A 14,450-nucleotide genomic window follows, 5' to 3' on the forward strand; every position below is an offset into this window, starting at 1 on the left:
GCGTGAGATGTGTATAAGAGACAGGCCCCCGGCCGCCCGGCCGGGGGCTCGGGCGCGCCCCGGGCCGGGAGGTCAGCCGCCGGCGAGCCGGCCCGGGTCCGCGACGACGGCCCGCACCACGCCCACCGCGGCGCCCAGCAGCGGCCCGCGCCGGCCCAGCCGGGACACCGTCAGCCGCTCGTCCGACCAGGGCCGCACCGTCACCCGGGCGGCCAGCTCGGCCCGCATCGCCGGCAGCAGCCAGGGCGCCAGCCGGGCGTAGCCGCCGCCCAGCACCACCTCGGCCGGGTCCAGCAGGTTGACCGCCCCGGCGGCCGCGATGCCCAGCGCCGAACCGGCCCCGGCCAGCACCGCGAGGGCCGGCTCGTCCCCGGCCCCGGCCCGCCCGGCGAGCAGCGTCACCCAGTCGCCCCGCGCGCCCGCCGGCCCGGCCGCCCGCAGCACGGCCGCCTCCCCCGCGTACTGCTCCAGGCAGCCGTGCGCGCCGCAGGCGCAGCGGTGGCCGTCCGGGTGGACCGGTACGTGGCCGAACTCGCCCGCGTAGCCGCGCGCCCCGCGCAGCAGCCGCCCGCCGACCACGATCGCCGCGCCGACGCCGGCCTCGGCCGAGACGTACAGGAAGTCCTCCGGCCCGCCGCCCAGCCACCGTTCGGCCAGCCCGCCCAGGTTGGCCTCGTTGTCCGCCTCGACCGGCAGCTCGGCCAGTTCGGCCGCGCCGGCCGCGCGCAGCGCCGGGCGCAGTTCGGCCGCCAGCGGGACATCCCGCCAGCCCAGGTTGGCGGCCCGCTGGAGCACCCCGCCGGAGGTGCCGACCAGCCCGGGGACGGCCAGGGTCAGCCCGGCCGGGCGCAGGCCCGCCTCGGCGACGGCCGCGTGCAGCAGTTCGGCGAGGTCGGCCATGACCGCGGCGGGCCGGCGGCCCCGATTGCGGACCTCGCGGCGGCGCCAGGTCCGGACCTCCCCGCTCAGGTCGACCACGCAGGCGCCGAGGTGCTCCACGCCGATCTCGGCGCCGAGGCCGCCGGGCCCGAGCGGGTTGAGCCCGAGCGCGGTGCCGGGGCGGCCGACCTTGCCGCTGGGCGCGGCCGGGCCCTCCTCGACGACCAGGCCGCCGGCGATCAGCTGCTCGGCGAGCGAGGAGACGGCGGCCCTGGTCAGCCCGGTCTCGGCGGCCACCTCGGCCCGGGAGCGCGGGGCGCGCGCGATCACCCCGAGCACCAGGGCCAGGTTGGCCCGGCGCATCCCCTGCTGGCTGGCGGGCCCGCTCCGAACCGCGTCCGGTTCCCCGCGCATAACCCTCACCTCACGGCCTTATGGGGCATCCCGTGGCATCTCGGGTGCAGCGTAACCGGGTTCGTACCTCGGGTGCGCCCGTTCGGCGGGCCGGGTGAAGACCCACCGCTGCATCGCCCAGAAGCGGAACAGCATCGCGGCGAAGGTGCCGACGACCATCCCGCTGAGGAAGTCCGCGGTCTCCTGGACGAACGGGCCGACGTACGGCTCGCGCAGGTCCAGGGCGTAGCGGGAGAGTGCCAGCGGCAGGTCGTTGACGGCGATCGCCATGGCGCTGACCAGGAAGAACAGCAGTGCCTCGCGCGGGTGCCCGGCCGTCCGGAAGGCCCAGCGACGGTTGAGCACGTAGGAGACGACGGTCGAGATCACGGTCGCGACCGTCAGCGCGACCACCGGCTTGTGCTCCAGCACGGTGAACTTCAGCTCGAAGTCGGTCACCGTGGTGAGCAGGAAGCAGGCGCCGCCGACCAGCAGGAACTTCACCAGCCGGCGGTGCCGCAGCAGGAACGGACGCAGCCGGGCCGGCACCCGGGCCAGGGCGCGCTGCGTGGGGGACGGCATCTCCGCAGTGTGGCACGCGCAGACGCCGTCCTCCCGTCGATCCTCCCGCCGACCCGGCGCGGCCGGGTCAGGCCGCCGCGGCCAGGACCTTGGCCGGCTCCAGGGCCAGCTCCAGCACCTCCCGCACGTCCGCCACCGGGTGCACGGTGAGCCGCTCCAGCACCTCGGCCGGGACGTCGTCCAGGTCGGCCTCGTTGCGCTTGGGGATGATCACCGTGGTGACGCCGGCCCGGTCGGCGGCGAGCAGCTTCTGCTTCACCCCGCCGATCGGCAGCACCCGCCCGGTCAGCGACACCTCCCCGGTCATCGCCAGGTCGGTGCGCACCTTGCGGCCGGACAGCAGCGAGGCGAGCGCCGTGGTCATGGTGATGCCGGCGCTCGGCCCGTCCTTGGGGACGGCCCCGGCGGGGACGTGCAGGTGCACGCCGCGGTCGCGCAGCGAGGTGACCGGCAGCTCCAGTTCGGCACCGCGCGAGCGCAGGTAGGAGAGCGCGATGTGCGCGGACTCCTTCATCACGTCGCCCAGCTGCCCGGTGAGGGTGAGCCCGGTGCCGCCGGTCTCGGCGTCGGCGAGCGAGGCCTCGATGTAGAGGACGTCGCCGCCGGCGCCGGTCACGGCGAGGCCGGTGGCCACGCCGGGGACGGCGGTGCGCCGCTCGGCCGGCGCCTGGGCGGCCTCCGGCACGTGGTGGGGCCGGCCGATCAGGGCGCGCAGGTCGTCCGGGCCGATCGCGGCGGGCAGTTCGCGCTCGCCGAGCTCGGCCTGGGCGGCGATCCTGCGCAGCACCCGGGCGATCGAGCGCTCCAGGTTCCGTACGCCGGCCTCCCGGGTGTACTCCCCGGCCAGCCGGCGCAGCGCCGCCTCGTCGACGCTGACCTGCTCGCCGCCCAGTCCGGCCTTCTCGCGCTGGCGCGGGAGCAGGTGGTCGCGGGCGATGACGACCTTCTCGTCCTCGGTGTAGCCGTCGAGGCGGACGAGCTCCATCCGGTCGAGCAGCGCCTCGGGGATGGCCTCCAGCACGTTGGCGGTGGCGAGGAAGACGACGTCCGAGAGGTCGAGCTCGACCTCCAGGTAGTGGTCCCGGAAGGTGTGGTTCTGCGCCGGGTCCAGCACCTCCAGGAGGGCGGCGGCCGGGTCGCCCCGGTAGTCGGAGCCGACCTTGTCGATCTCGTCGAGCAGGACGACCGGGTTCATCGAGCCGGCCTCCTTGATCGCCCGCACGAGCCGGCCGGGCTGCGCGCCGACGTAGGTGCGCCGGTGGCCGCGGATCTCGGCCTCGTCCCGGACGCCGCCGAGCGCGACCCGGACGAAGGTGCGGCCCATGGCGCGGGCCACGCTCTCGCCGAGCGAGGTCTTGCCGACGCCGGGCGGGCCGACGAGTGCCAGCACCGCGCCTCCGCGCCGGCCGCCGACCAGTCCGAGCCCCTGGTCGGCCCGGCGCTTGCGCACCGCGAGGTACTCGACGATGCGGTCCTTCACGTCGGCGAGGCCGGCGTGGTCGGCGTCCAGCACGGCGCGGGCACCGGCGATGTCGTACGCGTCCTCGGTGCGCTCGTTCCAGGGCAGCTCCAGGACGGTGTCCAGCCAGGTGCGGATCCAGGGGCCCTCGGGGGACTGCTCGGAGGCCCGCTCCAGCTTGTCGACCTCCTTGAGGGCCGCGTCGCGGACCTTCTCGGGCAGGTCGGCGGCCTCGACCCGGGCACGGTAGTCGCCCTCCTCGTCGGCCGGGTCGCCGTTGAGCTCGGCCAGTTCCTTGCGGACGGCCTCCAGCTGGCGGCGGAGCAGGAACTCCTTCTGCTGCTTGGCCACGCCCTCCTCGACGTCCTTGCGGATGGTGTCGTTGACCTCCTCCTCGGCGAGGTGGTCGCGCAGCAGGGTCAGCGCGTACTCCAGGCGGGCGACCTGGTCGGCCTCCAGCAGCACCTTGAGCTTCTGCTCGGCGGTGGCGAAGGGCGCGTAGCCGATGTTGTCGGCGAGCTCGCCGACGCCCTCGATCTGGGCCACCCGGTCGACGATCTGCCAGGCGCCGCGCCTGCGCAGCCACTGGGTGGACAGCGCCTTGTACTCCTTGACCAGCTCGGCGGCCCGGCCGGCCACCAGGGTGTCCACCGAGGACTCCCGGAAGGGCGTGGTCTCCACCCAGAGGGCGGCGCCGGGGCCGGTGGTGCCGACCCCGATGCGGACCCGGCGCACGGCGCGCACCAGCGCGGCCGGCTCCCCGTCGGCCAGCCGGCCGACCTGCTCGACGGCGGCCAGGGTGCCGACCGCCGCGTACGAGCCGTCCACCCGCGGGACCAGCAGGACCTGCGGCTTGCCGGTGCCGGTGGCCGCCGCGCGGGCGGCCTCGACCGCGGCGCGCACCTCGGTGTCCTTCAGGTCCAGCGGGACGACCATGCCCGGCAGGACGACCTCGTCGTCGAGCGGCAGCACGGGCAGGGTGAGCGGTGTGGACGTCGATGCCATGATCTCTCCCCAGTCAGTGAAGTTGAGTCGACCTGACTAAGGCCTGGCGTGCGCCGGATGTTCCCGGGGCGGTGTTCGCCATGAGCGAACAGGAGGAGGGTGTGGAGCGAACGGGGGGAGGGTGCGGGAAGCGCCGTCAAAAGCACGCGGGAGCGGCACCCGGAAGGGTCAGCGCGCGTCCAGGACCGGAGCGCCGCCCGGCGCGGGCGAGGAGCCCGCGGCCGGCACCTCGGCGCGGCGCGTCCGCGGCTTCGGCCGCGGCCGGCGGGCCTGGGCCCGGCGCAGCCAGCGCCACAGCGCCACCCCGGTGAGCACCGCGGCGGGGTGCCCCACGGCGGTGACCAGGTCCCGCTCGGTGAGGATCTGCTCGGCGATCAGCAGCCCGGCGCCGCCGAGCGCGACCAGCCGACCGCGCCACGGCAGCAGCCCGGCCACCGCACCCAGGCAGGTGAGCACGCCGTAGCTGACGCCGATGTCCAGGTAGTCCAGCGCCGCGGTCTCCATCCGCCCGGTCTCCACCGCGGTGATCACCACGCCCTGGGACAGCAGCGTGGCCGTGACGTGCCCGATCGCGAAGACCGCCGCCGCCCGGGCGGGGCCGATCCGGCGCTCCAGCGGCGCGAGGGTGACGGCGAATCCCCACAGGTAGGGCATCCACACCTCGCCGGCCACCCAGAAACCGCTGAGCAGCAGCGCACGCAGGGGGTGCTGCAGGAGGTTGTGGCCGTCGGAACTGGAGGCCTCCTGCAGCCGCTGCACGAGTTCCGGATCGGCGAGTTTGGCAAAGGTCGTGGTGGCGCCCACCACGGCGAGATAGCCGAGGGTGAAGGGGTTTCGCCGGGGTGTCGGCACCCGCGCCAGCAGCCACTCGACGACGCCGGTGCGCAGACCGTGCCGGAGCATGCCGTACGGCGGGCCGGCGGGCGACGCCCCGACCCGTCCGGCACCTCGCCGCAGTCCAGCCATGCCGCCCTCCGCTCCACGCCGGCAGCCACCGGCCCCTCACCAGGTGCCCAACGTACCGGCGCGCGCCGCGGATCCCGCCCTGCGGGGCGTTGTCGTGGCCACGTTACGTCGAGGTTCTGAGAGGCATCTGAGAAAAGCCGGTGAAGACCGTCAGGAAACCGGTCGACCGGATTCCCGATATTGGTCCAGACCTTCTTCCGGCGGGCGCGCCGGCAAGGGCTCTGACCGGCGACTTGGCGTCAACTCGACTGCATACGTACCGTTACGCAGAGAAAAATCGCCGGGTAAGGTATCGGCCCGTGCCCACTCGTGCAGTGGGCTCCGAGGGCGGCCCGACAGCCGGCCCACGGGCCGGAAACGTCCGGTCCACCTGCCGGGAGGCATCCGCTGTCCGTACGCTGCGAAGTGCGCGGGAGAAGTGGGCGGGCGACAATCCGCCCGCCGACCCGCACGCACGACGGGACGGCGGACCCGGCACAGTCCACGACGGAACAAGACTACGAGCGGAGCCCGCCATCCCCACAGGTGGCCGGCCCGCAGCCCTGGGGGCGGTGGCGTGACCGTGACAGAACTTCAGCAGGACAACAACCACAGCGGCGGCACGGTGAGCAGCCAACGCAGAGTGCTGGTGGTGGAGGACGAGCCGACGATCGCGGAGTCGATCGCGGCCCGGCTGGGCGCGGAGGGCTTCAAGGTCGCCGTGGCCCACGACGGGCCGGGCGCGGTCGACGGCTTCCACACCTGGCAGCCGGACCTGGTGGTCCTCGACATCATGCTGCCCGGCTTCGACGGCCTTGAGGTGTGCCGCCGGATCCAGGCGCAGCGCCCGGTGCCGGTGCTGATGCTGACCGCGCGCGACGACGAGACGGACCTGCTGGTCGGCCTCGGCGTGGGCGCCGACGACTACATGACCAAACCGTTCTCGATGCGCGAACTGGCCGCCCGGGTCAACGTGCTGCTGCGCCGCGTCGAGCGCGCCCAGCAGGCGGCCCGCACGCCCGCGCTCGGCTCGCTGCGCTTCGGCGAGCTGGAGATCGACCACGTGCAGCGCCGGGTCCGGCTCGCCTCGGGCGACGTCCACCTGACGCCCACCGAGTTCGACCTGCTCGCCTGCCTGGCCGCGCAGCCGCGCGCCGTGCTGACCCGCGAGCAGCTGCTGGCCGAGGTCTGGGACTGGACGGACGCGTCCGGCACCCGCACCGTGGACAGCCACGTCAAGGCACTGCGCCGCAAGATCGGCGCGAGCTGGATCCGTACCGTCCACGGCGTCGGGTACGCGCTGGAGGCCCCGCTCTCCTAGCAGCGAGCCTCGGGCGACGGGCCTCCGGGGGGCCCGTGTCCCGAACTGCCGCGCACCACGCGGGGGACGTACGCGGGGATCACAGGGGACCAATGACCTTTCCACAGCAACGCAACGGGGACACCGGCGGCACGCGGTCGCAGACGTTGGCCGCCCGCGCCGCCCGCCGGGTCTGGGCCGACATCAGGCCGCTCGACCCGGTCCGCTCGATCAAGGGCAAGCTCGCCCTGCTGGTGATCGTCTCCGTCTTCCTGGCCACCGGCATGGTGGTCGTGGCGATCCGGTCCGAGACCCAGATCCGGATCATCATGGTCTTCTCCATGATCGCCTCGCTGCTCTTCATGCAGTTCCTCGCGCACGGGCTGACCGCCCCCCTGCGCGAGATGACGGCCGCCGCCCGCGCGATGGCCTCCGGCGACTACAGCCGCCGGGTCGAGGTGAACTCGCGCGACGAGATCGGCGAGCTGGCGACCACCTTCAACCAGATGGCCGCCGACCTGGGGGCCGCCGACCGGCACCGCCGCGAGCTGGTCGCCAACGTCTCGCACGAGCTGCGCACGCCCATCGCCGCGCTGCGCGCCGTGCTGGAGAACGTGGTGGACGGCGTCGTCCAGCCCAATCCGGCGACCCTGGGGGCCGCCCTGGAGCAGACCGAGCGGCTCGGCCGCCTGGTCACCCACCTGCTGGACCTCTCCAAGATCGACGACGGCGTGGTCGACCTGGACGCCCGCCCCTTCGAGGTGCGCGAGTTCCTGGACGGCGTGCTGCGCGGGGTCACCGTGGACGGCGCGACGGCCGGCGGGGCGTTCTCCCGGCGCGGCGACGTCCGGCTGGCGCTGGAGGTCAGCCCGACCGGCCTGACCGGCGTGGCGGACCCGGAACGGCTCCACCAGGTGGTCGCCAACCTGGTCGACAACGCCTGCAAGCACTCCCCGCCCGGCGGCACCGTGACGGTGCGCGCGCGGCCCGACGGCGGGCCCGGCGGCCTGCTGCTGGAGGTCGAGGACGAGGGCCCGGGCATCCCGCCGGCCGACCGCGGCCGGGTGTTCGAGCGGTTCAGCCGCAGCGGCACCGCGACCGCCCAGGGGCCCGGCTCGGACGGCGGCACCGGCCTCGGCCTGGCCATCGCCCGCTGGGCGGTGGACCTGCACGGCGGTCGGATCGCGGTCGCCGAGTCGCCGCGCGGCTGCCGGATCGAGGTCCGGCTGCCGGGGCAGCGCTGAGGGTCGGATGTGTCACAGAAGCGACACAGACGTACACGAAGATCATTGGATGATCCGTATGGGGCTTTGTCCGTTTTTGCCCGGATATGCCCTATGGGTGGGCGCGATCGCTTCCCCTCAGATACGGCTTTCTAACGCACATTTTCAGCCAAACTGCAGGTCAGGACTGTGATCTGGGCGACGCCTGGGGCCCGGGGACTGCGCGATCACTGGTCAGGGGCGTAGCCTTAATCCCCGCTGTCCAAACATCCCAAAAGGAAGCGGAAGAGGGCGGTTGCCGCCGTGTCGCCACAGTCCCCTGAAACCCCCAATAGCTCGGCTAGCTCCACTGGCTTCGGTCCCAATGAGTGGCTCGTCGATGAGATCTACCAGCAGTACCTCCAGGACCCGAACTCGGTCGACCGAGCCTGGTGGGACTTTTTCGCCGACTACAAGCCCGGTACCGAGGTGACCCCAGTGACCCAGGCCGCGACCCAGGCCGGCCCCACGCCGACCCCTGCCGCTGCCCCCGCGCCCGCTGCTGCTGCTCCGGCCGCGACCGCCCCCGCCGCACCGGCCGCACCGGCCGCTCCGGCGCCGGCGCCCGCGCCGCTCGCCGCAGCTCCCGTCGCGCCCCCGGCCCCGGCCCCCAAGGTCGCCGCCCCGGCCGCCCCGGCCGCCGCCGCGGCGGACGCGCCCGCCGGCCCCGAGCTGATCCAGCTGCGCGGCCCGGCCAAGGCCGTCGCCACCAACATGGACGCCTCGCTGGAGGTGCCGACCGCGACCTCGGTCCGCGCGGTGCCCGCGAAGCTGTTGATCGACAACCGCATCGTCATCAACAACCACCTGCAGCGCGCCCGCGGCGGCAAGGTCTCCTTCACCCACCTGATCGGCTACGCCCTGGTCCAGGCCATCAAGGCCGCCCCGGGCATGAACTACAGCTACAAGGTGGAGAACGGCAAGGCCTTCCTGGTCAAGCCCGAGCACGTCAACCTCGGCCTGGCCATCGACCTGGTCAAGCCGAACGGCGACCGCCAGCTCGTCGTCGCGGCCATCAAGAAGGCCGAGACCCTCGACTTCTTCGGCTTCTGGCAGGCCTACGAGGACATCGTCCGCCGGGCCCGCGCCAACAAGCTGACCATGGACGACTTCACCGGCGTCACGGTCTCGCTGACCAACCCCGGCGGCATCGGCACCGTGCACTCCGTGCCGCGCCTGATGCAGAACCAGGGCACCATCGTCGGCGTCGGCGCCATGGAGTACCCGGCCGAGTTCCAGGGCTCCGCCCCGGAGACCCTGTCCCGGCTGGGCGTCTCCAAGATCATGACGCTGACCTCGACCTACGACCACCGCGTCATCCAGGGCGCGGCGTCCGGCGAGTTCCTGCGCGAGATCCACCGCCTCCTCCTCGGCGAGAAGGGCTTCTACGACGAGATCTTCGAGTCGCTGCGGATCCCGTACGAGCCGGTCCGCTGGGCCACCGACGTCGCCACCACCCACGACGACGAGGTCAACAAGACCGCCCGCGTCATGGAGCTGATCCACGCGTACCGTGTGCGCGGCCACCTGATGGCCGACACGGACCCGCTGGAGTACAAGCAGCGCAAGCACCCCGACCTGGACGTCACCACCCACGGCCTCACCCTGTGGGACCTGGAGCGCGAGTTCGCGGTCGGCGGCTTCGGCGGCCAGAAGATGATGAAGCTCCGCGACATCCTCGGCCTGCTGCGCAACACGTACTGCCGCACCGTCGGCGTCGAGTACATGCACATCCAGGACCCGAAGCAGCGCAAGTGGCTGCAGGAGCGCCTGGAGAAGCCGTACTCCAAGCCCGAGCGCGAGGAGCAGCTGCGCATCCTGCGCCGGCTGAACTCGGCCGAGGCCTTCGAGACCTTCCTGCAGACCAAGTACGTCGGGCAGAAGCGCTTCTCGCTGGAGGGCGGCGAGTCGCTCATCCCGCTGCTGGACGCCACCATCGACGCCGCCGCCGAGCACCGCCTCGACGAGGCCGTCATCGGCATGGCCCACCGCGGCCGTCTGAACGTGCTGGCCAACATCGTCGGCAAGCCGTACGGCAAGATCTTCGGCGAGTTCGAGGGCAACCTCGACCCGAAGTCGATGCACGGCTCCGGCGACGTGAAGTACCACCTCGGCTCCGAGGGCACCTTCACCGGCCTGGACGGCGAGACCATCAAGGTCTCGCTCGCCGCGAACCCCTCCCACCTGGAGACGGTCGACCCGGTCGTCGAGGGCATCGCCCGCGCCAAGCAGGACATCCTGGACCAGGGCGGCACCACCTTCCCGGTGCTGCCGATCCAGATCCACGGCGACGCGGCCTTCGCCGGCCAGGGCGTCGTCGCGGAGACCCTGAACATGTCGCAGCTGCGCGGCTACCGCACCGGCGGCACGATCCACCTGGTGGTCAACAACCAGGTCGGCTTCACCGCCGCCCCGGCGTCCTCGCGCTCCTCGATGTACTGCACCGACGTGGCCCGGATGATCGAGGCCCCGATCTTCCACGTGAACGGCGACGACCCGGAGGCCGTGGTCCGCGTCGCGCGGCTCGCCTTCGAGTTCCGCCAGGCGTTCCACAAGGACGTCGTGATCGACCTCATCTGCTACCGCCGCCGCGGTCACAACGAGGCCGACAACCCGTCGTTCACCCAGCCGCTGATGTACGACCTGATCGACAAGAAGCGCTCGGTGCGCAAGCTGTACACCGAGGGCCTGATCGGTCGCGGCGACATCACCATGGAAGAGGCGGAGCAGGCGCTCCAGGACTTCCAGGGCCAGCTGGAGAAGGTCTTCGCCGAGGTCCGCGACGCCGCCCAGACCCCCGCCCCGGCCATCGCCGGCAAGCCGGTCGCCGACTTCCCGGTCAACATCCAGACCGGCATCTCCCAGGAGATGGTCAAGCGGATCGCCGCCTCGCAGGTCAACCTGCCGGACTGGCTGACCGTCCACCCGCGCCTGCTGCCGCAGCTCCAGCGCCGCGCCGCCTCCGTCGAGGACAACACCATCGACTGGGCGACGGGCGAGACCCTCGCCATCGGCTCGCTGCTCATGGAGGGCCACCCGGTCCGCCTGGCCGGCCAGGACAGCCGCCGCGGCACCTTCGGCCAGCGGCACGCCGTCCTGATCGACCGCAACACCGGCGAGGACTACACCCCGCTGCAGTACCTCACCGAGGACCAGGCCCGCTACACCGTCTACGACAGCCTGCTGTCGGAGTACGCGGCGATGGGCTTCGAGTACGGCTACTCGCTGACCCGCCCGAACTCGCTGGTCATGTGGGAGGCGCAGTTCGGCGACTTCGTCAACGGCGCGCAGACCGTGGTGGACGAGTACATCGCCTCCGCCGAGCAGAAGTGGGGCCAGCACTCGGGCGTCACCCTGCTGCTGCCGCACGGCTACGAGGGCCAGGGCCCGGACCACTCGTCCGCCCGCCCGGAGCGCTTCCTGCAGCTGTGCGCGCAGAACAACATGACGGTCGCCATGCCGACCCTGCCGTCGAACTACTTCCACCTGCTGCGCTGGCAGGCGCACAACCCGCACCACAAGCCGCTGGTCGTCTTCACCCCGAAGTCGATGCTGCGTCTCAAGGCCGCGGCGAGTGCGACCGAGGAGTTCCTGTCCGGCTCCTTCCGCCCGGTCATCGGCGACAACACCGTCGACCCGGCACAGGTGCGCAAGGTCGTCATCACCGCCGGCAAGTTCTACTACGACCTGGCGGCGGCCCGCACCGAGCGCGGCGTCACCGACACCGCGATCGTCCGGGTCGAGCGGCTCTACCCGCTGCCGGTGGCCGAGCTCCAGGAGGAGCTCGCCCGCTACGGCGACGACGTCCAGTTCGTCTGGGCGCAGGAGGAGCCGGACAACCAGGGCGCCTGGCCGTTCATCGCGATGAACCTGGTCGACCACCTCCAGGTCGTCGTCGGCCGCAGCGCCAACGGCTCGCGGCTGCGCCGCGTCGCCCGCACGACGGCCTCGTCCCCGGCGGTCGGCTCGGCCAAGCGGCACGCCGCCGAGCAGCAGGCGCTGATCGAAGAGGTCTACTCGCTCTGAGGCCCTGAGGCCCCGAAGCGCTGGAGCACCGAAGCCCGCGGCCCCCGTCCTCCCCTGGGAGACGGGGGCCGCGGGCGTCCCCGACTATCCTGACCAGGTCAATCCCCATCGGACCGGAGTGAACCCGTGTACTTCACCGACCGCGGCATCGAGGAGCTGCAGAACCGGCGCGGCGACGAGGAGGTCACCTTCGAGTGGCTGGCCGAGCGACTGCGCGAGTTCGTCGACCTCAACCCGGACTTCGAGATCCCCGTCGAGCGGCTGGCCACCTGGCTGGCCCGGCTCGACGACGAGGACGACGAGTGACCGGTGCGGTGCCGTTGCACTGAACCGCTGATGAGGGGCCCGGGAGGCGATCGCCTGCCGGGCCCCTCACGTATCCGCGCCCGCCCGTAGGGGGCGCCTCGGGGGCCGCTCCGGGGCGGCTCAGGGGCGGGATCCGGGACGGCACGCTTGACTTGCGCGTCACGCGATATATCGTCTTTAAAAGAGAACGCGATACATCGCGATCGGCAACGGGAGGCGGCAGAGATGAGCCAGTGGACGGTCGAGGGACCCGAGAGGATCACCATCGACGAGACGGTCCGGGCGCTGCACGTGCGGATCATCGAGGGCACGGTGAACGTGGTGGCGGCCGAGGGCCCGGCCCGCCTGGAGGTCACCGAGCTCCAGGGCGAGCCGCTGCACGTGACCCTGGTGGACGGCGTCCTGACGGTCACCTACAAGGACATCAACAGCTGGGGCGAGTTCGGCGACCGGCTCAAGTCGGTCGACGCGGTCAAGGGCTTCTTCAGCTCCTTCAAGCGCAAGCGGGTCGCCGGCGTCACCCTGACCGTCCCGGCCGACGCCGAGGTCAAGGTCGGCACCGTCTCGGCCGACGCCACCGTCTCCGGGATCACCGGGCACGTCTCGGTGCAGAGCGCCAGCGGCGACGCCACCCTGGTCGGCCTGACCGGCCGCACCGAGGCCAACACCGTCACCGGCGACGTCGACGCCCAGTCGGTGGCCGGCCAGCTCAAGGTCAACACCGTCTCCGGCCAGCTCACCGTCGTCGCCGGCACCGCCGACCGGATCCAGGCCAACGCCGTCACCGGCGCCGTCACCCTGGACCTCGACGTCGCCAACCCGGCCGACATCAAGGTCACCACCGTCAGCGGCCCGGTCGTCATCCGGATCCCCTCGCTGGCCGACGCCAAGGTCGAGGCCGGCTCCACCAGCGGCGACATCTCCAGCACCTTCGACGGCCTCAAGCTCAGCGGCAGCTGGGGCGCCAAGCGCCTGTCCGGCCAGCTCGGCGACGGCCGGGGCAGCCTCGCCGTGACCACCGTCTCCGGCGGCGTCACCGTGCTGCGCCGCCCCGACCCCGAGGACGAGTCGCCGGTGGTCGTCAAGGAGCTCCCGGCCGGACTCGGCAAGCCCGACCTCACCAAGGAGGCGTGAGATGACGCCCGTGTTCGGCCACGGCCGGCTCCGGCTCTACCTGCTGAAGCTGCTCGACGAGGCCCCGCGGCACGGCTACGAGGTGATCCGCCTGCTGGAGGAGCGCTTCCAGGGCCTGTACGCGCCCTCCGCCGGGACGGTCTACCCCCGGCTCGCCAAGCTGGAGCAGGAGGGCCTGGTCGCCCACAACACCGAGGGCGGCCGCAAGGTCTACCGGCTGACCGACGCCGGGCGTGCCGAACTGGAAGCCCGCCAGGGCGAGTTGGACGACCTGGAAGTGGAGATCCACGACTCCGTGGCGCAGTTGGCCGGGGCGATCCGCGAGGACGTCCGGGACAGCGCCAAGGACCTGCGCGAGGAGCTGTGGCAGGCCGCCCGGCAGGCCCCCCGACCGGACCGCGCCGAGGGCGGGGACCCGTGGTCCGGCCCGTGGGGCGACAACGAGTCCTGGCAGCGCGCCAAGGAGGAGTTCGCCCAGTTCAAGCGGCAGGCCAAGGACCAGGCCAAGCGCGCCCGGGAGCAGGAGAAGGCCGCCAAGGCCAAGGCGAAGGCCGCCGAGGAGGAGGCCCGCAGGCTGCGCGAGCAGGCCAAGGCCTCGCGGACGGCCGCGCAGCAGGAGGCGCTGCGGATCAAGCGCCGGGTCGAGCAGCAGGTGCGCGAGCACGCCGCGAAGGGCGACTGGCCGACCGGCCTCGCCGAGGGCCTGGCCGAGCTGACCAAGGGCCTGTCCGGGCTGGCCGACGCGGCCCGCTGGGGCCAGCCGGCCGACGGGTCGGCCGAGGAGGTCACCGTCACCCGGATCGACCTGGACAAGGACGAGCCGACCACCCCGACCGCCCCGGCCGACCTGCCGCCGTGGGCGCGGACCGACCCGGCCGGCGACCCGGCCCGCGAACTGGAGCGGCTGCTCGACCGCTTCCGCGACCAGGTCCGCGACGCGGCCCGGGACGGCGGCGTGAGCACCGACAAGCTGGCCGAGGCCCGCTCGGTGCTGGGCGCGGCCGGCGAGCGGCTGAAGCGCCTGCTCGGCTGACCGGCAGGCCGCCGGACCACCACCGGCCCGGCCACCCCCCCCCCGAGGGCGCCGCCCCAGGCCCACAGCGCCCCCCAGCCCCACCGACACAAAAACACAACCCAGCAACCCGCCACACGCGAGCAC

Annotated in this window: 10 protein-coding genes; 6 read left to right on the forward strand and 4 right to left on the reverse strand. The window is 73.0% G+C overall.

Annotated features, from left to right (window positions below):
* Nucleotides 1-72 precede the first annotated feature (72 nt).
* The 4 genes from ACFWPT_RS35590 to ACFWPT_RS35605 all read right to left on the reverse strand — a co-directional run bounded on the left by ACFWPT_RS35590 (nucleotide 73) and on the right by ACFWPT_RS35605 (nucleotide 5,284).
* Nucleotides 73-1,293, reverse strand: a complete 1,221-nt coding sequence (locus ACFWPT_RS35590; RefSeq protein ID WP_063347838.1) for an ROK family transcriptional regulator — start codon at nucleotides 1,291-1,293, stop codon at nucleotides 73-75.
* Between the two features lie 18 nt (nucleotides 1,294-1,311).
* On the reverse strand, nucleotides 1,312-1,854 hold the full coding sequence (locus ACFWPT_RS35595; RefSeq protein ID WP_380486926.1) for a GtrA family protein: 543 nt from the start codon (nucleotides 1,852-1,854) through the stop codon (nucleotides 1,312-1,314).
* 67 nt (nucleotides 1,855-1,921) lie between these two features.
* The gene (gene lon / locus ACFWPT_RS35600) at nucleotides 1,922-4,318 is read right to left on the reverse strand and encodes an endopeptidase La (protein ID WP_380486928.1); all 2,397 of its coding nucleotides are present in this window, start codon (nucleotides 4,316-4,318) and stop codon (nucleotides 1,922-1,924) included.
* Between the two features lie 168 nt (nucleotides 4,319-4,486).
* Complete coding sequence (locus tag ACFWPT_RS35605; protein ID WP_380486930.1) at nucleotides 4,487-5,284, reverse strand: rhomboid-like protein; 798 nt, start codon at nucleotides 5,282-5,284, stop codon at nucleotides 4,487-4,489.
* Nucleotides 5,285-5,846: 562 nt separating this feature from the next.
* On the opposite strand from ACFWPT_RS35605, the gene ACFWPT_RS35610 reads away from it, so the two are divergent.
* The 6 genes from ACFWPT_RS35610 (at nucleotide 5,847) to ACFWPT_RS35635 (ending at nucleotide 14,324) form a co-directional block, all read left to right on the forward strand.
* On the forward strand, nucleotides 5,847-6,584 hold the full coding sequence (locus ACFWPT_RS35610; RefSeq protein ID WP_063351140.1) for a response regulator transcription factor: 738 nt from the start codon (nucleotides 5,847-5,849) through the stop codon (nucleotides 6,582-6,584).
* A gap of 92 nt (nucleotides 6,585-6,676) precedes the next feature.
* Nucleotides 6,677-7,807, forward strand: coding sequence for a cell wall metabolism sensor histidine kinase WalK (locus ACFWPT_RS35615; RefSeq protein WP_063347842.1), 1,131 nt, complete (start codon nucleotides 6,677-6,679; stop codon nucleotides 7,805-7,807).
* A gap of 282 nt (nucleotides 7,808-8,089) precedes the next feature.
* Nucleotides 8,090-11,851, forward strand: coding sequence for a multifunctional oxoglutarate decarboxylase/oxoglutarate dehydrogenase thiamine pyrophosphate-binding subunit/dihydrolipoyllysine-residue succinyltransferase subunit (locus ACFWPT_RS35620; protein WP_380486932.1), 3,762 nt, complete (start codon nucleotides 8,090-8,092; stop codon nucleotides 11,849-11,851).
* Between the two features lie 126 nt (nucleotides 11,852-11,977).
* Nucleotides 11,978-12,157 (forward strand): DUF6104 family protein, encoded by a 180-nt coding sequence (locus ACFWPT_RS35625; protein WP_063347844.1) that lies wholly within the window; start codon nucleotides 11,978-11,980, stop codon nucleotides 12,155-12,157.
* Between the two features lie 225 nt (nucleotides 12,158-12,382).
* Nucleotides 12,383-13,291, forward strand: coding sequence for a DUF4097 domain-containing protein (locus ACFWPT_RS35630; RefSeq protein WP_380486934.1), 909 nt, complete (start codon nucleotides 12,383-12,385; stop codon nucleotides 13,289-13,291).
* Nucleotide 13,292: 1 nt separating this feature from the next.
* Nucleotides 13,293-14,324 carry a PadR family transcriptional regulator gene (locus ACFWPT_RS35635; protein WP_380486936.1) on the forward strand — a complete coding sequence of 344 codons (1,032 nt, stop codon included), beginning with the start codon at nucleotides 13,293-13,295 and terminating at the stop codon, nucleotides 14,322-14,324.
* Nucleotides 14,325-14,450: the final 126 nt, after the last annotated feature.

The sequence above is a fragment of the Kitasatospora sp. NPDC058478 genome (assembly GCF_042720345.1).
In the GTDB taxonomy this organism is placed as follows: Bacteria; Actinomycetota; Actinomycetes; order Streptomycetales; family Streptomycetaceae; genus Kitasatospora.

Bases quoted from the DNA above. Each gene is read 5' to 3' on its own strand.
- ACFWPT_RS35615 (WP_063347842.1), top strand. From the start codon at position 6,677: ATGACCTTTCCACAGCAACGCAACGGGGACACCGGCGGCACGCGGTCG.
- ACFWPT_RS35590 (WP_063347838.1), bottom strand. From the start codon at position 1,293: ATGCGCGGGGAACCGGACGCGGTTCGGAGCGGGCCCGCCAGCCAGCAG.
- lon (WP_380486928.1), bottom strand. From the start codon at position 4,318: ATGGCATCGACGTCCACACCGCTCACCCTGCCCGTGCTGCCGCTCGAC.
- ACFWPT_RS35605 (WP_380486930.1), bottom strand. From the start codon at position 5,284: ATGGCTGGACTGCGGCGAGGTGCCGGACGGGTCGGGGCGTCGCCCGCC.
- ACFWPT_RS35630 (WP_380486934.1), top strand. From the start codon at position 12,383: ATGAGCCAGTGGACGGTCGAGGGACCCGAGAGGATCACCATCGACGAG.
- ACFWPT_RS35595 (WP_380486926.1), bottom strand. From the start codon at position 1,854: ATGCCGTCCCCCACGCAGCGCGCCCTGGCCCGGGTGCCGGCCCGGCTG.
- ACFWPT_RS35635 (WP_380486936.1), top strand. From the start codon at position 13,293: ATGACGCCCGTGTTCGGCCACGGCCGGCTCCGGCTCTACCTGCTGAAG.